The sequence below is a fragment of the Mesorhizobium sp. M0621 genome (assembly GCF_040320745.1).
In the GTDB taxonomy this organism is placed as follows: Bacteria; Pseudomonadota; Alphaproteobacteria; order Rhizobiales; family Rhizobiaceae; genus Mesorhizobium.
This window is the reverse complement of sequence record NZ_JAMYQF010000004.1, coordinates 19,187-36,074: the sequence shown is the minus strand read 5'-3', so window position 1 is coordinate 36,074 and position 16,888 is coordinate 19,187. Positions and strand designations below refer to the sequence as shown.

Below are 16,888 nucleotides of genomic sequence, written 5' to 3'. Positions count from 1 at the left end.
CCAGACTGACCGACAGGCCCCATGCGCGCATTGCAACTTATCGAGGACCGCCGTCTTGAAACGGTGGACCTGCCGCCCCCCCCACCGCCAGCACTCGGCGAAGTCACGCTGCGCATCAAGGCGGTGGCGCTGAACCACATCGACGTCTGGGGTTGGCGCGGCATGGCCTTCGCCAAACGCAAGCTGCCGCTGGTCGTTGGTGCCGAAGCTTCCGGCGAGGTCGAGGCGGTCGGCCCCGGCGTTTCCAGCCTGCTGCCGGGACAATTGGTGTCGATCTACGGCGCCCGCACCTGCGGCCTTTGCCGAGCCTGCCGCGAAGGCCGAGACAATCTCTGCGAGCATGTTTCGGGCGTTCACGGTTTCCATCTCGACGGCTTCGCGCAGGAAAAGATCAACCTGCCGGCTCGCCTGCTGGTTCCTGCCCCGCCCGGCGTGACCGACATTGGTGCAGCGGTGGCGCCCGTCACTTTCGGCACCGTCGAGCACATGCTGTTCGACAATGCCAGGTTGCAGCCCGGCGAGACCATCCTCATCCATGCTGGCGGATCCGGCATCGGCTCGGCGGCCATCCAACTGGCCAAGCGGATGGGCTGCACGATCATCACCACGGTCGGCTCAAACGACAAGATCGACAAGGCCAAGGCGCTCGGCGCAGACCATGTCATCAACTACCGTGACGACCGTTTCGAGGGCGTCGTGCGCAAGCTGACAAAGAAGAAGGGCGTCGATGTCGTCTTCGAACATGTCGGCGCCGACACTTTTGCCGCCTCGATGCTGTGCCTGAAGCGTGGCGGCCGCCTGGTGACCTGCGGTTCGACTTCCGGCGTGTCGACGCAGATCAACCTGATGCAGCTGTTCCAGCAGCAACTGAAACTGCTCGGCTCCTTCGGCTGTCGCATGGAGAACATGGCCAACGCCATGCAGAAGATGGCGGCAGGACAGGTCGCACCCGTCATCGACACCGAAGTCGACTTCGGTGGTATCGATGCAGCGCTGAAGCGCATGGAAGGCCGCGACGTGTTCGGCAAGATCATCCTGCGCGTCGGCTAGAGCCTTGACCTCTGTGTTCAAGAAGTTTCGCCGGGATCTCAAATTTCGCTACGGCAGGCAGCTGCGCCAATTGAACTACTGGCTGGTTGCGCGCGCGGCGATGATGATCATCTCGGTCCTGCGTCTCCTGCCGCCCGACAGTGCGCTGAATTTCGCCGACCGCGTCGCACGCCGAGTCGGCCCCTGGGTGGGACGCCATCAGGTCGCCGTCGACAATCTGCGCAAGGCCTATCCGGAAAAGGGCGAGGCCGAAATCCAGGCGATCGCCTCCGACATGTGGGGCAACATGGCCCGCCTTGCCGCCGAATACATCTTTCTCGACGCCCTATTCGACTACGACCCCGCGGCCAGCAAGCCCGGCCGCGTCGAGGTTAAGGGAATAGAACATTTCGTCGAGATCGCGGGCGAACAGAAGCCGCATATCGTCTTCACCGGCCATCTCGGCAACTTCGAGCTGCTGCCGGTGGCGGCGGCGACCTTCGGCATGAACATCACGGCGCTGTTTCGCCCGCCCAACAACCCCTATCTCGCCGACTACATCCTGTCGACACGCCGCTCGACCATGGGCTCATTGCTGCCGTCGATGGCGGGCGCCTCATTCGCGCTGGCGGGGGTCCTGGAGAATGGTGGCAACATCGGCATCCTTGTCGACCAGAAATTCTCCAACGGCCTGGATACGACGTTTTTCGGCCGCCCCTGCCAGAGCAATCGGGTGCTGGCCACCCTTGCCCGTCACTACGACTGCGACGTCTATCCGGCGCGCTGCGTCAGGCTGCCAGGCAATCGCTTCCGGCTCGAGATCGAGGACAAGTTGACATTGCCGCGCACCACTGACGGCAGCGTCGATGTCCACGCCACCACCCAGCGTCTCAACGACGTGGTCGAACGCTGGGTACGCGAAGATCCCGGCCAGTGGATGTGGTTCCACAAAAGGTGGGAGATCGGCAGCGGACGGCGAAAGAGTCGCCCGAAGCCCGCTCCGGCCGCGAACGCATAAGCCGAGCCACTGGCGAGGAGGTTTGTCCTACACCAGCAGATTATGCCCACGTCAGCGAACCTGAATCGCTTCAGTTGGTGACGACAATTCGCGTGTTGCCGAAACCCACTTCCCGCACCATCGAATAGAAGGTTGCGGCATTGGCCGTGTGCAGCCGCACGCAACCATGTGACGCCGGGCGGCCGAGTTGCCTGACGGCGCCGGTTCCATGGATGGCGTAGCCGCCATGGAAGAACACGGAATAGGGCATCGGCGACATATGATATTTGCGCGAATACCACATCCGCGCCGTGCGCTGCGGCCGATAGGTGCCACGCGGCGTGAAATAACCGGAACGCGCGGTGGAAACACTCCACCGGTAAACCGACAGGCCATATCTGACGGTCATCGTCTGCGACGACACGTCTATGTTTGCAACGAGGCTGGCTGCCCAGCTCTGCCCCGAAGCACCGAACAGCATCGCGACAAACACGGCTGCCATGAGAACTGTCTTTTTCATGCGATCAAACCCCTTTGATTGCCCCTTACTTACTCGCCTGCCATCACGTTGTTTTTCATCTTTTTAATGGCAGGTGAACGGGGTAGCACACACTCCTTGACCAATTCGCCAATCCAAAGCAGCGAATTTGAACGATTTCCCGCAATAGTTGCCGCAACGACACGCCGCAGGGGCTTGATCACCAGCGGGCTTGCAAAACCAAGACGATCGCTGCTCAACTCTGCGCATGAACGAGCGACTCCTCCAGGCAATCGATATCAGGCGCGACGATGTCGTCGCGCTGACCGCCGAGCTGATCCGTTTTCCGACCATCAACCCGCCCGGCGAGGCCTACCGGCCATGCGCCGAATATCTCGGCGCGCGGCTGAAGAAGAGCGGTTTCGAGACAGAATTCATCCGCGCCGAAGGCACGCCGGGTGACACCGACCGCTACCCGCGCGTCAATGTCGTTGCCCGTTTCGACGGCAGGTCGCCCGGTGCCTGCGTCCACTTCAACTCGCATATCGACGTGGTCGAAGCCGGCGACGGCTGGACCGTCGATCCCTTTGCCGGCATCGTCAAGGACGGCAAGGTCTATGGTCGCGGCGCCTGCGACATGAAGGGCGGCCTGGCCGCTTCGATCATCGCCGCCGAAGCCTTCCTGGAAGTCTTCCCCGACTTTCCCGGCGCCATCGAAATATCCGGCACCGTCGACGAGGAGTCCGGCGGCTTCGGCGGCGTCGCCCATCTGGCCAGCCTCGGCTATTTCTCAAAACCCAGGGTCGACCACGTCATCATTCCCGAGCCGCTGAACAAGGACCGCATTTGTCTGGGTCATCGTGGCGTCTGGTGGGCGGAGATCGAGACCAAGGGCGAGATCGCGCACGGCTCGATGCCGTTCCTCGGCGACAATGCGGTGCGCCACATGGGCGCCGTGCTAAAGGCATTCGAGGACGAATTGTTCCCCGCACTCGACCGCAAGATGACGCGCATGCCGGTCGTGCCCGAAGGCGCAAAACGCTCGACCATGAACATCAATTCGATCCATGGCGGCCAGACCGAGGATTTCCGGCCAGGCCTGCCCTCGCCCAACGTGCCCGATTCCTGCCGGCTGACCATCGATCGTCGTTTCCTGCTCGAGGAAGATCTCGATACCGTCAAAGGTGAAGTAACCGGCATTCTCGACCGCCTAAAGCGCGAGCGGAACAAATTCGACTATGAAATCCGCGACCTGATGGAAGTGCTGCCGTTGATGACCGAGCGCGACGCGCCGGTAGTCAAGGCGGTGGCGCAAGGCATCATGGCGATCTTCGACCGGGAACCCGACTACGTGATTTCGCCGGGCACCTACGACCAGAAACACATTGCCCGCATCGGCCATATCTATGATTGCATCGCCTATGGCCCGGGCATTCTCGACCTCGCCCACCGGCCCGACGAATGGGTCGGCATATCGGACATGGTGGAATCGGCCAAGGTGATGGCGATCGGGCTCAACGTGCTGCTGCGTGGCACAGCCACGGGATAAGGCGCGCACGGCGACAAGCTTCGACCTGCCGATGAGGCCGCCAGGACAAAAACATTCCCGGCCATGCCAACGGGCAGAACGAAACGCAATTTACTCCGCGGCGAAATCACGCTTCTATCGCCCGGGTTTGAGCACCTGTCTGAAACGCATGGGGAGTTGCACGATGAAATTGTGGAAAACCATCCTGGCCGCCGCAGTGCTGTCACTGGCCGCCAGCACTTCCGCGTTTGCCGCGCGAACCGACCTGGTCATCGGCATCGCGCTCGAACCCCCACATCTCGATCCGACCGCAGGTGCTGCGGCGGCAATCGATGAGGTTCTCTACGCCAACGTATTCGAGGGCCTGACCCGCATCGGGCCGAATGGCGAGGTGTTGCCGGATCTGGCCGAAAGCTGGACCATTTCCGATGACGGCAAGGTCTACACATTCAAGCTGCACACCGGGGTGAAATTCCACGACGGCACCGATTTCGATGCCAGTGACGTGAAATTCTCGCTCGACCGCGCCCGCGCCGACAATTCGGTCAATGCGCAAAAGGCCCTGTTCGCGGCCATCGACACGGTCGAAATCGTCGACCCCGCAACGGTCAAGGTAACGCTCAAGAACCCGCAAGGCTCCTTCCTCTACAATATGGGCTGGGGCGACGCGGTGATCGTGGCGCCTGAGACGGCCGACACCAACAAGGAGAAGCCGATCGGTACCGGCCCGTTCAAATTCCAGAGCTGGGCCAAGGGATCCTCGATCACGCTGGTCAAATCGGACAATTACTGGGGCACACCGGTGTCCCTCGACAAGGCTGAGTTCCGCATCGTGCCCGATGCCGCGGCCTATGTGCCGGCGCTGCTCTCGGGCGACATCCAGGCTTTCCCGTTCTTCGACGCCGACAGTGTCGCGCAGGTCAAGGACGATCCGCGCTTCAAGGTGGTGATCGGCGCGACCGAAGGCGAAACCATCCTGTCGATCAACAACAAGAAGCCGCCCTTCGACAAATTGCAGGTGAGACAGGCGATTTCCTATGCACTCGACCGCAAGGCGATCATCGACGGCGCCTCCGCCGGCCTCGGCGTGCCGATCGGCTCGCACATGTCGCCCGCCAACAAGGACTATGTCGACCTTACCGGCCGCTATCCGCATGATGTCGCCAAGGCAAAGGAATTGCTGAAGGAAGCGGGGCTGGAGAACGGCTTCAAGGCGACGCTGAAATTGCCGCCGCCCGCCTATGCCAGGCTCGGCGGCGAGATCATCGCCTCCGAGCTTCGCGACGTCGGCATCGACCTCGAAATCATCCCTGTCGAATGGGCACAGTGGCTGGATCAGGTGTTCACCAAGAAGGACTACGACCTGACCATCGTCTCCCACACCGAACCCAACGACATCGATATCTATTCGCGCAAGGATTACTACTTCAACTACGACAACCCGGCCTTCGACAAGGTGATCGCCGATCTCGGCGTCACCTCCGACGAGGCCAAGCGCAAGGAACTGCTGGGACAGGCACAGAAGATCCTGGCTGACGATGCCGTGGTCGGTTTCCTCTACGAACTGCCCAAGGTCGGCGTCTGGGACGCCAAGCTGCAAGGCCTGTGGGAAAACGCACCCATCCAGGCCAATGATTTGACCAAGGTGAAGTGGAGCGAGTGAGGCTGTTGGCCAAAAGGCGACGCTTGCGTTCCTTCGCGCCCCCCTCTGCCCTGCCGGGCATCTCCCCCTCTAGGGGGGAGATTTTGCTCTCGTCGCGGCTTTCGCCAATCATCAACGATGCATTTGCTGCGCCAACACTGAAATTGCCAATCTCCCCACTAGAGGGGGAGATGCCCGGCAGGGCAGAGGGGGGCGCCGTAGAACGCTATCGTCACCTCTTGCCTGCCCCCGGCAAAACAGCGGTCCCCGACCTTCCATGACCGCCTACCTCCTCAAGCGCCTCGCCATCGCCATCGCCACACTGGTCCTGGCTTCCATGGTGGTGTTCGCCGTGCTGGAGATCCTGCCCGGCGATCCGGCGCGGCTGATGCTGGGCATGAACGCCAGTGCCGATCAGGTCGAGCTGCTGCGCAACCAGATGGGCCTCAACGCACCACTTGGCTTGCGCTACCTGCACTGGGCCGGCGGCCTGCTCAGTCTCGATTTCGGCCGCTCCTACACCTATTCGGTGCCGGTCATAGATCTGGTGCGCGAGCGGCTTGCCGTCTCGCTGCCGCTGGCGCTGATTGCGCTTGCGCTCTCCACCATCATCGCGATTCCCGTTGGCCTGTTTTCCGCCAGCCGGCGTGGACGGGCTGGCGATACGGTGTCGATGGGCGCCGCTCAGCTTGGCGTCGCCGTGCCCAATTTCTGGTTCGCGCTGATGCTGATCTATGTCTTCGCCGTCTGGCTGCGGCTGGTGCCTGCCGGCGGCTTTCCCGGCTGGAGTGCCGGCATCTGGCCAGCCTTGAAATCGCTGCTGCTGCCGGCGGTGGCGCTTGCCTTGCCGCAAGCCGCGATCCTGGCGCGCGTCACCCGCTCGGCGCTGATCGAGGTACTGAACGAGGACTATATCCGCACCGCCCGCGCCAAGGGCCTGCCCTATCGCGCCGTGCTGTGGCGGCACGCGCTGCGCAACGCCATGATCCCGGTGCTGACCATCCTGGGACTGCAATTCGCCTTCCTGCTTGCCGGCACCATCATCATCGAGAATGTCTTTTACCTGCCCGGCCTCGGCCGGCTGGTGTTCCAGGCAATCACCCAGCGCGACCTGATCGTCGTCGAAAGCGTCGTCATGCTGCTGGTCGCCGCCGTCATCGCCGTCAACCTTCTCGTCGACCTTTCCTATGCGGTCGTCGATCCGCGCCTGAGAAACCGGCAATGACGCTGCACATTGACATCCCTGAGGAGACGCTCGGTAGCGTCCTGGCCAAGGCATTCAGGAACACCGCCTTCGTTGCCGGTTTCGTCATCACTGTGCTGATCCTGGCAATGGCCATCGTCTCCTATGCCTGGACGCCCTACGATGTCACGAAACTGTTAATCTCGGACAAGACGCAAGCACCCTCGCTGGCGCACTGGTTCGGCACCGACCATTTCGGTCGCGACATCCTGTCGATGGTCATGGTCGGCGCCCGCAATTCGATTGCCGTGGCGTTGGTCGCGGTCGGCATCGGCATGGGGATCGGCGTGCCGCTCGGCGCCTTTGCCGCGGCACGCGGCGGCCTCGTCGACGAGGCGCTGATGCGGCTGAACGATCTCGTCTTCGCCTTCCCGGCACTGCTGTCGGCGATCATGATTACCGCCATCTTCGGGCCGGGCGCCCTCAACGCAATCATCGCCATCGGCATCTTCAACATCCCGGTCTTTGCCCGTGTCGCCCGGGCCGGCGCGCTGGCGATCTGGCCGCGCGAGTTCATTCTTGCCGCGCGCGCCGCAGGCAAGAGCACCACGCAGATATCAATCGAACATGTGCTGCCCAACATCGCCACGCTGCTTTTGGTGCAAGGCACCATCCAGTTCGCGCTGGGCATCCTGGCCGAGGCCGGGCTTTCCTATCTGGGCCTGGGCGCCCAGCCGCCAATGCCGAGCTGGGGCCGCATGCTGTTCGACGCGCAGACCCGCATGGTGGTGGCGCCATGGATGGCGATCTTTCCCGGCATGGCGATCATCGTCACCGTGCTCGGCTTGAACCTCCTGGGCGACGGCATTGCCGACATCCTCGATCCGAAATCGCGGCGGCAGCGATGAGCCTGCTCGACATCCAAAACCTGTCGCTGACCATCGGCGACACGCCGATCCTCAAGGGTATGGAGCTTTCCGTCGCGCCCGGCGAAGTGATGGGCCTGGTCGGCGAATCCGGCTCGGGCAAGTCGATGACCGCACTGACGGTGATGCAGCTCCTGCCCCATGCCGCCCGCGCCACCGGGCGCGTCACATTCGACGGCATCGATATCCTGGCAGCAACCGAGGACCAGATGTGCGCACTGCGCGGCGACGACATCGGCATGGTGTTCCAGGAGCCGATGACCGCGCTCAACCCGGTCAAGACCATCGGCGAACAGGTTGCCGAAGGCATACGCTGGCACACCAAGGCAAGCCGCGCCGAGGCCGAAAACCGGGCGCGAAAAATGCTCGACCGCGTCGGCCTGCCCGAAGCGAAATTCCCGATGTCGCGCTACCCGCACGAACTGTCGGGCGGCCAGCGCCAGCGCGTCGTCATCGCCATCGCTTGTGCGCTGAAGCCGAAGCTCCTGATCGCCGACGAGCCGACGACGGCACTCGACGTGGTGCTGCAGGCACAGATCCTCGACCTCTTGCGCGACCTCGTCGCCGAAAGCCGCATGGGCCTGCTCCTGATCTCGCATGATCTTGCCGTCGTGACCGAAATGGCGGACCGCATCACCATCTTGCGCCGTGGCGAGGTGATGGAGACCGGCGACACGGCGCGCACGCTGTCCGAACAGCTTCACCCCTACACGCGCCAACTGGCACAGGCCTCGATGCATGTGCCGGCGCGCGCCAGGACGCATGGTATCGAGACGGACCGACCTTTGCTCCAGGTCGAGGGCGTGACCCGCGACTATGCCGGTCGGCGCACCTCGCTGTTCAGGCGGGCGCCCGATATCCGCGCCGTCGACGACGTGTCCTTGTCGATGGCGTCGGGTCAGTCGGTGGCGCTGGTTGGCCGCTCCGGCTGCGGTAAGTCAACGCTCGCCCGCATGATCCTGGCGCTGGACCGGCCGAGCACCGGCACGATCCGGTTTCGTGGCGAGACCATCACCGGCAAGAGCGAAGCCGAACTGAAGCCGGCGCGACGTGACATGCAGGTCGTTTTTCAAGATCCCTACGGATCCTTCGACCCGCGCCAGAAGGTCGAAAAACTGGTCGCCGAGCCACTGCGTGTTCTGGAAACAAAGCCGACGCGCGCCGAGCGCCGCGAAATGGTGGCGCATGCGCTGCACGAAGTCGGGCTCGGCATCAGCGACATGGACAAATATCCGCACGAATTTTCCGGCGGCCAGCGTCAGCGCCTATCGATCGCCCGCGCCATCATCACCCGCCCGAAACTGGTCGTCGCCGACGAGCCGGTCTCGGCGCTCGATGTCTCGATCCGCGCCCAGATCCTCGACCTGTTCGCCGAACTCAACCAGAAGCTCGGCATCGCCTATCTCTTCATCACCCACGACCTGACCGTCGCCCGCGCCATCACGGACGAGGTGCTGGTCATGCATGATGGTGAGATCGTCGAGCACGGCAAGACCAGCGCGGTGCTCGATCACCCGCAGTCCGAGGCGGCCAAGGCGCTTGTCACCGCCGCCCCTGATTTGCACCGGGCGATCGCTCGGCGAACGCAGGAACAGGGTTAGAGCGTCTCCGAGACTGTTTCGAAATTCGCTCTGGCGAGCCAGGTGGTGGTGGTTTCAAGAACCGGAGCGCAGCGGACATTTGGGTCCGTGAGCACCGGAAGCGCAGAAACCGCCTCCAGATGGCCGCCGGAGTAGAATTTCCAAACAGTCTCTCAGATCATCTGGAATTTTCCGGTGACCTTGAATCGGAGGTAGGCGTCGATGCTGCGCGCCATGTTGGGCAGCATCTCGGGCAGGCCGTCGGGCGCGAACCAGCCGACAGCGCTGCTCTCGTCATCGGCGACCGCCGGCTCGCCTTCAAAGAAGCGCGTGTAGAACATCAGCGCGAAAAACTGGGCGCGGTCGCCATTCGGAAACTGGAAGGTTTCATAGTGCGGGTCGCAGCCGAACCCGAATGGTTCGACATCACTGACGATCAACCCGGTTTCCTCGAGCACCTCTCGGATCACCACCGCTTCCAGGCCCTCGCCTTCCTCGGCATTGCCGCCAGGCAGGCCCCACAGGCCAAAATCGGTCCGTTTCTGCAACAGGATGCGGCCATCGGCGCGTTCGATGACAATGCGCGCGCCCGGCATCAGCACTAGGCGATTCCCAATCAACGCCCGCAGACGTCCCAGATAGCTGTCGGCAAAGGCCATTTGAACGCTCCGTCCGCCCTGGCGAGCTCCTCGTTCAGGCAGTGCCTCAGCCCTTCGGCTTCACCACATCGACCGGGCTGATGTCGAGCAGGTCCAGTGTGCGGCGCAGCAGCCGCACCTCGCTCTCGGCCAGTTGCGAATCCGCCTTGGCGATGTCAGCCATATGTTGGGCTAATTGCTTGCGTCGTTCGATGTCGAGATCGCGGAACAGCGCGATCGCCTGCGAGCCGTTGGTCTCGTAGCCAAACTCGTTGAGATATTCGATGACGCTGTCGATGCTGGTTTCGGCAATGCCGAAGGCGTCCTTGCAGATGCGCCGGAAGGCAACCATTTCGCTCTCACTGACCGACCCGTCGGCCAGGATCATGCGAAACAGCATCAACAGTTCCGCCGACAGAACCGGATCGTCTGCCACTTTGCGCACGCCCGGGTCGCCGTCGAAGATCTGACGTATCTGGTCCAGCAATGCGAACGCCATCATGCTCCCTTTCCGATTCTTCTTCATAGAGGTAGCGCGGAATCGGTCTTGCGCAAACAGGGCGGTCGTGGTCGAACGCCCGACATCTCAGCTGGCCGGATCCCTCCATACATCAGATGATCGACCTTAGCATCCAGACCGTCGCCATGCTCGCCTTCGCCGCCTTTGCCGCGGGCTTTGTCGATTCGATCGCCGGCGGCGGCGGGCTGATCACGGTGCCGGCGCTGCTGCTTGCCGGCTTCACACCGGTTCAGGCGCTCGCCACCAACAAATTGCAAGGCATGTTCGGCTCGGGCTCGGCGACCATCCACTACGCGTCGAAGGGTCATGTGGACCTGCGCCGGCAATTGCCATCGGCGCTTTTGGCCCTTGTCGGAAGCGCCATCGGCGCCTTGCTGGCAACGATCGTGCCGGGTGACATTCTGCGAGCTACCCTGCCCATCGTGCTGATCGCCATCGCGCTCTACTTCGCTTTCAAACCCAATATGAACGATGTCGACCGCGCCGAGCGCCTGCCGCCAATCCTGTTCGGGCTGACCCTGGTGCCCGCCATCGGCTTCTACGATGGCCTGTTTGGACCAGGCGCCGGCTCCTTCTACATGCTGGCCTTCGTGGCACTTGCCGGCTACGGCGTGCTCAAGGCGACAGCGCATACCAAATTGCTCAACTTCGCCTCCAACATCGGCGGCTTCATCGTCTTCGCCGCCTTCGGCGTCGTCTACTGGAAGATCGGCCTGATGATGGGCATTGCCCAGTTCCTCGGCGCCCGCGTCGGCGCGAGTCTCGCCATGCGCATCGGCGCAAAACTGATCAAGCCGCTGCTGGTGATCGTGTGTCTGGCGCTTGCGCTGAAACTGCTGGCCGACCCGGCGAACCCGCTGCGGGCCCTGATTGGTGTGTGATCATACGCCTGATAGACTGCCGCTGTTCGAATCATGTTGCGAGGAGCCAAACATGAATCTTAGCGCACCCACCCAGATCGTTTTTATCATTTCCGTTGTTATCGCCATCATCGGCGTTCTCGCCGCGCTTGGCATTCTTGCATTCATCCCACTCGCATCGGTGTGGATTGTTCTTATTGCTTTCATCGTGCTTGCCGGCGGCTGCTTGATGCGCGGCGCCTGACCAATTCCCTTGAAGTGGGGATGAAGAGCGCCCGGCCAAAAGCCGGGCGCGTTTGTTTCCGGCCCCGGGTCTGCTAGATTTGACTTGGCGCAAGGATGGCCGATGCCAGTCGAGATGCAACTCCAGCAAGAGCAGGACCAATCCGTCGCCGGGCGGTTCGAGATGCGCCGGCGCCTGCCCGATCCTCGACTTCAGGACATTGTGTCAGACATTTGCGGCTATCGCGAAATGGCGCCCGGCCATATGCGCAACGTCGAATACGCGTCGCTCACCGTACCGCTGGTCATCAGCTTCGCCGAACCCTTCGCCATCGGCCTCGGCAAGGCGCCCGGCGACAATGACCGCTTCGCCAGTTTCGCCGCCGGTCTCTATGCCGGACCGGTGGTGATCGAATCCTTCGGCGGCGCCTGCTGCGTCCAGGTCAACTTCACGCCGCTTGGCGCACGCCGGTTCTTCCACCTGCCGATGAGCGAACTCACGGACAGCATGGTCGTTCTCGACGACGTGCTTGGCGCGCAGGGCATGGCGCTGCGTGAACGGCTCGGCAACGCGCCGGGCTGGACGACACGTTTCGACATGGCCGAAGCCTTCGTCACCGCCCGTCTCGAGAATGCCGCGGAAACGCCGCTCGAAATCGCCTGGGCCTATGACCGTATCATCACGTCCGGAGGCCGGACCCGCATTTCATCGATTGCAGAAAGACTGGGTTGGAGCCGCAAGCATCTCGCCAGCGGCTTTTCCGACGCCATCGGCATCGGCCCCAAGACGCTGTCTCGCATCGTTCGCTTCAACCGGGCGCTCGGCCTGTCGAGGCAGCGGACTGCCGACTGGGCGGATATCGCCGCCGATTGCGGCTATGCCGACCAGGCGCATCTGGTGCGCGAATTCCGCGACCTCGCCGGCGAGACGCCGACCTCGCTTGCAGTTAGGTAACATTTCTTCAAGACGCTGGAACGGCCTTCGCCCAGAGTGGGGCATCGACCAACCCAACTGAAGGAGCTCCCATGCCCACCACCAGTGAAGCGCCGCGGCTCTACCCCGCTTTGCGCTACAAGGACGCGGCGAAAATGATCGACTGGCTATGCGAGGCCTTTGGCTTCAGCGTCCAGGCACGTTATGGCGAAGGCGATGTCGTGCACCATGCCGAACTGGTCTTCGGCTCCTCGATGATCATGCTCGGCACGGTGCGCGACGACGACTACGGCAAGATGGTCGGCGAACCCGGCTCAGGCGGCGGCAAGTCTATCTACATCGCCGTCGACGACGCCGATGCCGCCTATGCGAAGGCCAGGAAGGCCGGCTCCACGATCATCCAGGAATTGACGAACCGCGACTATGGCAGCCGCGAATTCATCTGCCGCGACCCGGAAGGCAATGTCTGGTCGTTCGGCACCTACTGGCCGAAGGCAGGCGAAAAGGCCTGAGTCAACCTGAGGTGTGCTGCGAACTACCGCGCCAGCGCAAAGATCGCGTCGCAGTCGAGATGGGTCTCCAGCTCGGCTGCGACCTCGTCCAAGGCCCGCTCGACCTCGGCCCGATAGTCGATGCCGCCGCCCTTGATGCCGAGGCTTTCGAGGAATTTTCCACGAAAGTCGTCGGCACCAAACAGCCCGTGCATATAGGTGCCGATCACCTTGCCATCGGCCGAGACTGCCCCGTCATCGATGCCATTGATAACTGCGGACGGCCGCAGCGTATCCGGTCCGGTGGTGCGGCCGAGATGGATCTCGTAGCCCTCGAGCGGCAGGTCGAACAGGACCGAACGGGCGCTGACGTTGCGCACCGTCTTCTCTGGTTCCATCACCGTTTCGACGTCGAGCAGGCCGAGGCCTTCGGCCTCGGTGACGCTGCCTTCGATGCCGTCGGGATCGCGCACGATACGGCCGAGCATCTGGAAGCCGCCGCAGATGCCGACGACATGGCCGCCGCGCTTGGCGTGCGCGAGAAGGTCGCGATCCCAGCCGTTTTCGCGGAACTTCAGGAGATCGCCGATCGTCGACTTCGAGCCTGGAATGACCACCAGCCCAGCATCGGCAGGCAGCGGTCTTCCCGGCGGCACGAACACCACCTCGACCTGCGGCTCGGCCTTGAGCGGGTCGAGATCGTCGAAATTGGCGATGCGGCCAAGCATCGGCACGGCGACTTTCAACGCGCGCGCTTCGCCGGACGCCAGCCGTTCCAGCACCACCGAATCCTCCGAAGGCAGGCGTGCCGCTGCCTTCAGCCACGGCACGACGCCGAAACAGCGCCATCCCGTGAATTTTTCGATCGACCTGATGCCGTCATCGAACAGCGAAACATCGCCGCGGAACTTGTTGATGAGATAGCCGACGATCATGCGCCGGTCCTCTTCCGGCAGGATCAGATGCGTACCGGCAACCGAAGCGATGACGCCGCCGCGATCGATGTCGCCGACCAGCACCACCGGCACGTCGGCGCGCGTGGCAAAGCCCATATTGGCGATGTCGCGGCTGCGAAGATTGATCTCGGCCGGCGAGCCGGCGCCCTCGACGATGACCAGATCGGCGCCCTCGCCGACCTTGCCCCAGGAGTCCAGCACGGCGTCCATCAGTCGGCCCTTCATCGCCTGGTAGTCGTGCGCCCGCGCTTCGCCGAACACCTTGCCCTGCACGATGACCTGGGCGCCGACATCGGTCTGCGGCTTGAGCAGCACCGGGTTCATGTGGACCGATGGCGCGACACCGCAAGCGATCGCCTGCAGCCATTGCGCGCGGCCGATCTCGCCGCCGCCGGCTTTATCGCCGGGGATATCGGCAACGGCGGCATTGTTCGACATATTCTGCGGCTTGAATGGCCGTACCTTCAACCCACGCTTTTTTGCCGCGCGGCAGAGGCCGGCGACCAGCACCGTCTTGCCGACATCCGAACCGGTGCCTTGCAGCATGATCGCTTTGGCCATCAGCCCCTGCCCTGTGCCACGGTTCCGGTGATTTCGGATTTCTGCGCCAGCGGCCCGCCGCGCCAGATGTAGAGCGCCAGCAATGGGTCTTTGCCGGTGCGCATGGCGTGATTGACGTTGGAAGCGTGGTGGACGACCTCGCCGGCGGTACGCACGCAAAAGCCGCTCTCGCCCATGCGCCATTCGGTGCCGCCGGTCAGCGGAATGTAGATTTCCTCGGCAAGGTGATGATGGTCGGGATAGACGATATCGGGCCCAAGGATCAGCAAGCCGGCGGCAGCCTCGTCATTGGCGAAGTGGCCTCGAGTGCCGAACACTTCCAGCCAGCCGTAATCGTCGATGAACTCTTTTCCGAAATCCGCCTCTCCATAGGTCTGCCCCCAGCGGAAGTCGTTCCGACGCTCGGCAAGCAGTTGAACCAGCGGCTTGGCATCCGGAGGCGCCAGTTCGGCGGCGCGATCGAGATGACGCAGGCAGGCGAGCGGATGCGGCTCCAGCATACGGGCTGGCATCTCCCAATTGATCCGCAACACGGCGTCACGCACCAGGGCGTTATCCACAGAAGCGAGATAGGCGTGGAACCGCCCCAGCAGATCATCGAATCTTGTCGTCACATCGTGCTCCGGACACCCATTGATGCACAGCCGCTCCCCAAATGGCCGGTTGATAGGGTCGGGTTGCGCGGCGGCATCATTGGTCTAGATTGGTGCGCGCGCAAAGCCAAAAACGACAGGCCAACAGGTCGAAGATATCAGGGAGCACGCCATGGACGCCGCGGTCGATGCGAGCACCAGCCAGTTCGAACTCAATGAGGAGCAGCGCGCCATCCAGGAGATGGCGCAGGCCTTCGCCGCCGACCGCGTCGCGCCGAATGCGCTCGACTGGGACCGCCGGAAACACTTTCCTGCCGATGTGATCCGCGAAACCGGTCCGCTTGGCCTCGGCGGCATCTATATCAGGGACGATGTCGGCGGTTCAGCACTTGGCAGGCTTGATGCGGTGCTGATCTTCGAGGCGCTGTCGCACGCCGATCCGGCCTTTTCGTCCTTCATCTCGATCCACAACATGGTGGCCTCGATGATCGACCGCTTCGGCAATGAAGAGCAACGCCACCGCTTCCTGCCGAAACTCACTTCGATGGAATGGCTTGCGAGCTATTGCCTGACCGAACCCGGTTCCGGTTCCGATGCCGCGGCGCTCAAGACACGTGCGGTCAAGAGCGGTGGCGACTATGTCCTCAACGGCACCAAGCAGTTCATCTCGGGCGCAGGCGACAGCGATGTCTACGCCGTCATGGTGCGAACCGGCATCGATGGGCCGAAAGGCATTTCCACCATCGTCGTGCCGAAAGATGCACCTGGCCTCTCCTTCGGCGCCAACGAGCACAAGATGGGCTGGCACATGCAGTCGACCCGCCAGGTCATCTTCGAGGATTGCAAGGTGCCGGCGGAAAACCTGCTGTCGGGCGAAGGTGCGGGCTTCGGCATCGCCATGGCCGGACTCGATGGCGGCCGGCTGAACATTGCCGCCTGTTCGCTGGGCGGCGCGCAGTCGGCGCTCGACAAGGCACTTTCCTACACCGCCGAGCGCAAGGCCTTCGGCTCGAAAATCAACCAGTTCCAGGCCTTGCAGTTCAGGCTGGCCGACATGGAGACCGAGCTGCAGGCGGCACGTATCTTCCTTTATGCCGCCGCCTCGAAGCTCGACCGCAAGGCGCCGGATGCCGGCAAATGGTCGGCGATGGCCAAGCGCTTCGTCACCGACACCGGCTTCAATGTCGCCAACGATGCGCTGCAACTGCTCGGCGGTTACGGCTACCTGCACGATTACGGCATCGAGAAGCTGGTGCGGGATTTGCGCGTGCACCAGATCCTCGAAGGCACCAACGAGATCATGCGCGTCATCATCGCGCGCGCGCTGATTGGTAGGCAGTAGGCAGTAGGCAGTAGGCAGTAGGCAGTGAGATGACCGGCAAGATCAATTCATACAAGGATCTTATCGTGTGGCAGCACGGGATGGACCTGGCTGTCGCCACCTATTCCTTGACCAAGGCATGGCCAAAAGAGGAAATTGTATGGGCTGACCAGCCAAATCCGCCGCTCTGCAAACTCTATTCCTGCAAACATCGCGGAAGGCTATGGCCGAGACAACAGAGGCTCATATCAGCAATTTCTCAGGATTGCCCAGGGCTCGTTGAAGGAGTTCGAGACACACCTCCAGATCGCCGAACGCATTGGCCTTGCCACGCATGATCAAGCTGATCAGTTGCTGACATCGACCGAGGGCATCGGCAAAATGCTTCGCCAACTTATTTTCAAACTTGCACCCGAATAGACCCCCTAC

General features: G+C 62.6%; 18 protein-coding genes and 1 pseudogene. 13 read left to right on the top strand and 6 right to left on the bottom strand.

Translation table 11 applies throughout. The features are described 5' to 3' along the window. Positions 1–21: 21 nt before the first annotated feature. The gene (locus NKI38_RS04090; RefSeq protein WP_352655005.1) at positions 22–1,050 is read left to right on the top strand and encodes a zinc-binding dehydrogenase; all 1,029 of its coding nucleotides are present in this window, start codon (positions 22–24) and stop codon (positions 1,048–1,050) included. Between the two features lie 13 nt (positions 1,051–1,063). Next, on the top strand, positions 1,064–2,047 hold the full coding sequence (locus NKI38_RS04085) for a lipid A biosynthesis lauroyl acyltransferase (protein ID WP_352655279.1): 984 nt from the start codon (positions 1,064–1,066) through the stop codon (positions 2,045–2,047). Positions 2,048–2,117: 70 nt separating this feature from the next. On the opposite strand, the gene NKI38_RS04080 is transcribed toward NKI38_RS04085, so the two are convergent. Further along, the gene (locus NKI38_RS04080) at positions 2,118–2,546 is read right to left on the bottom strand and encodes a L,D-transpeptidase (RefSeq protein WP_352655003.1); all 429 of its coding nucleotides are present in this window, start codon (positions 2,544–2,546) and stop codon (positions 2,118–2,120) included. A 29-nt stretch (positions 2,547–2,575) separates the two neighbouring features. Beyond that, the gene (locus NKI38_RS04075) at positions 2,576–2,764 is read right to left on the bottom strand and encodes a hypothetical protein (RefSeq protein ID WP_352655001.1); all 189 of its coding nucleotides are present in this window, start codon (positions 2,762–2,764) and stop codon (positions 2,576–2,578) included. Positions 2,765–2,772: 8 nt separating this feature from the next. Between NKI38_RS04075 and NKI38_RS04070 the strand changes: the two genes are divergently transcribed. The 5 genes from NKI38_RS04070 (at position 2,773) to NKI38_RS04050 (ending at position 9,384) form a co-directional block, all read left to right on the top strand. Continuing rightward, on the top strand, positions 2,773–4,053 hold the full coding sequence (locus NKI38_RS04070; protein WP_352654999.1) for an acetylornithine deacetylase/succinyl-diaminopimelate desuccinylase family protein: 1,281 nt from the start codon (positions 2,773–2,775) through the stop codon (positions 4,051–4,053). 163 nt (positions 4,054–4,216) lie between these two features. Then, entirely contained in the window at positions 4,217–5,695 is a 1,479-nt protein-coding gene (locus NKI38_RS04065) for an ABC transporter substrate-binding protein (RefSeq protein ID WP_352654998.1), read from the top strand. A 256-nt stretch (positions 5,696–5,951) separates the two neighbouring features. Beyond that, positions 5,952–6,899, top strand: coding sequence for an ABC transporter permease (locus NKI38_RS04060; RefSeq protein WP_352654996.1), 948 nt, complete (start codon positions 5,952–5,954; stop codon positions 6,897–6,899). Continuing rightward, a complete protein-coding gene (locus tag NKI38_RS04055) occupies positions 6,896–7,765 on the top strand; it encodes an ABC transporter permease (RefSeq protein ID WP_352654994.1) in 870 nt (289 codons plus the stop codon). Before NKI38_RS04060 ends, NKI38_RS04055 begins: the two co-directional genes overlap by 4 nt. Further along, entirely contained in the window at positions 7,762–9,384 is a 1,623-nt protein-coding gene (locus NKI38_RS04050) for an ABC transporter ATP-binding protein (RefSeq protein ID WP_352654992.1), read from the top strand. The genes NKI38_RS04055 and NKI38_RS04050 overlap by 4 nt, the downstream gene beginning before the upstream one ends. A gap of 152 nt (positions 9,385–9,536) precedes the next feature. On the opposite strand, the gene NKI38_RS04045 is transcribed toward NKI38_RS04050, so the two are convergent. Further along, positions 9,537–10,022 carry an NUDIX domain-containing protein gene (locus NKI38_RS04045; protein WP_352654991.1) on the bottom strand — a complete coding sequence of 162 codons (486 nt, stop codon included), beginning with the start codon at positions 10,020–10,022 and terminating at the stop codon, positions 9,537–9,539. Between the two features lie 46 nt (positions 10,023–10,068). Beyond that, on the bottom strand, positions 10,069–10,500 hold the full coding sequence (locus NKI38_RS04040; protein ID WP_352655277.1) for a TerB family tellurite resistance protein: 432 nt from the start codon (positions 10,498–10,500) through the stop codon (positions 10,069–10,071). 116 nt (positions 10,501–10,616) lie between these two features. Between NKI38_RS04040 and NKI38_RS04035 the strand changes: the two genes are divergently transcribed. The 4 genes from NKI38_RS04035 to NKI38_RS04020 all read left to right on the top strand — a co-directional run bounded on the left by NKI38_RS04035 (position 10,617) and on the right by NKI38_RS04020 (position 13,049). Continuing rightward, positions 10,617–11,402: a TSUP family transporter gene (locus tag NKI38_RS04035; RefSeq protein ID WP_352654990.1), complete on the top strand. Its 786-nt coding sequence runs from the start codon at positions 10,617–10,619 to the stop codon at positions 11,400–11,402. Between the two features lie 52 nt (positions 11,403–11,454). After that, positions 11,455–11,625 carry a hypothetical protein gene (locus tag NKI38_RS04030; RefSeq protein WP_023757712.1) on the top strand — a complete coding sequence of 57 codons (171 nt, stop codon included), beginning with the start codon at positions 11,455–11,457 and terminating at the stop codon, positions 11,623–11,625. A 102-nt stretch (positions 11,626–11,727) separates the two neighbouring features. Next, positions 11,728–12,558, top strand: coding sequence for a helix-turn-helix domain-containing protein (locus tag NKI38_RS04025; protein ID WP_352654988.1), 831 nt, complete (start codon positions 11,728–11,730; stop codon positions 12,556–12,558). A 71-nt stretch (positions 12,559–12,629) separates the two neighbouring features. After that, complete coding sequence (locus tag NKI38_RS04020; protein WP_352654986.1) at positions 12,630–13,049, top strand: VOC family protein; 420 nt, start codon at positions 12,630–12,632, stop codon at positions 13,047–13,049. A gap of 23 nt (positions 13,050–13,072) precedes the next feature. Here the strand turns inward: NKI38_RS04020 and NKI38_RS04015 are convergent, their stop codons facing one another. Further along, positions 13,073–14,545 carry a cobyric acid synthase gene (locus NKI38_RS04015; RefSeq protein WP_352654984.1) on the bottom strand — a complete coding sequence of 491 codons (1,473 nt, stop codon included), beginning with the start codon at positions 14,543–14,545 and terminating at the stop codon, positions 13,073–13,075. Further along, positions 14,545–15,159 (bottom strand): dimethylsulfonioproprionate lyase family protein, encoded by a 615-nt coding sequence (locus NKI38_RS04010; protein ID WP_352654982.1) that lies wholly within the window; start codon positions 15,157–15,159, stop codon positions 14,545–14,547. The genes NKI38_RS04015 and NKI38_RS04010 overlap by 1 nt, the downstream gene beginning before the upstream one ends. A 151-nt stretch (positions 15,160–15,310) precedes the next feature. Between NKI38_RS04010 and NKI38_RS04005 the strand changes: the two genes are divergently transcribed. Next, positions 15,311–16,480, top strand: coding sequence for an isobutyryl-CoA dehydrogenase (locus NKI38_RS04005; protein WP_352654980.1), 1,170 nt, complete (start codon positions 15,311–15,313; stop codon positions 16,478–16,480). 29 nt (positions 16,481–16,509) lie between these two features. Continuing rightward, a pseudogene (locus NKI38_RS04000) lies at positions 16,510–16,879 on the top strand (four helix bundle protein). Positions 16,880–16,888: the final 9 nt, after the last annotated feature.

What these genes read in the sequence shown, in the direction of transcription:
- NKI38_RS04090 (WP_352655005.1), top strand. Translation starts at nt 22, where the DNA reads ATGCGCGCATTGCAACTTATCGAGGACCGCCGTCTTGAAACGGTGGAC.
- NKI38_RS04080 (WP_352655003.1), bottom strand. Translation starts at nt 2,546, where the DNA reads ATGAAAAAGACAGTTCTCATGGCAGCCGTGTTTGTCGCGATGCTGTTC.
- NKI38_RS04070 (WP_352654999.1), top strand. Translation starts at nt 2,773, where the DNA reads ATGAACGAGCGACTCCTCCAGGCAATCGATATCAGGCGCGACGATGTC.
- NKI38_RS04065 (WP_352654998.1), top strand. Translation starts at nt 4,217, where the DNA reads ATGAAATTGTGGAAAACCATCCTGGCCGCCGCAGTGCTGTCACTGGCC.
- NKI38_RS04060 (WP_352654996.1), top strand. Translation starts at nt 5,952, where the DNA reads ATGACCGCCTACCTCCTCAAGCGCCTCGCCATCGCCATCGCCACACTG.
- NKI38_RS04055 (WP_352654994.1), top strand. Translation starts at nt 6,896, where the DNA reads ATGACGCTGCACATTGACATCCCTGAGGAGACGCTCGGTAGCGTCCTG.
- NKI38_RS04050 (WP_352654992.1), top strand. Translation starts at nt 7,762, where the DNA reads ATGAGCCTGCTCGACATCCAAAACCTGTCGCTGACCATCGGCGACACG.
- NKI38_RS04045 (WP_352654991.1), bottom strand. Translation starts at nt 10,022, where the DNA reads ATGGCCTTTGCCGACAGCTATCTGGGACGTCTGCGGGCGTTGATTGGG.
- NKI38_RS04040 (WP_352655277.1), bottom strand. Translation starts at nt 10,500, where the DNA reads ATGGCGTTCGCATTGCTGGACCAGATACGTCAGATCTTCGACGGCGAC.
- NKI38_RS04035 (WP_352654990.1), top strand. Translation starts at nt 10,617, where the DNA reads ATGATCGACCTTAGCATCCAGACCGTCGCCATGCTCGCCTTCGCCGCC.
- NKI38_RS04030 (WP_023757712.1), top strand. Translation starts at nt 11,455, where the DNA reads ATGAATCTTAGCGCACCCACCCAGATCGTTTTTATCATTTCCGTTGTT.
- NKI38_RS04025 (WP_352654988.1), top strand. Translation starts at nt 11,728, where the DNA reads ATGCCAGTCGAGATGCAACTCCAGCAAGAGCAGGACCAATCCGTCGCC.
- NKI38_RS04020 (WP_352654986.1), top strand. Translation starts at nt 12,630, where the DNA reads ATGCCCACCACCAGTGAAGCGCCGCGGCTCTACCCCGCTTTGCGCTAC.
- NKI38_RS04015 (WP_352654984.1), bottom strand. Translation starts at nt 14,545, where the DNA reads ATGGCCAAAGCGATCATGCTGCAAGGCACCGGTTCGGATGTCGGCAAG.
- NKI38_RS04005 (WP_352654980.1), top strand. Translation starts at nt 15,311, where the DNA reads ATGGACGCCGCGGTCGATGCGAGCACCAGCCAGTTCGAACTCAATGAG.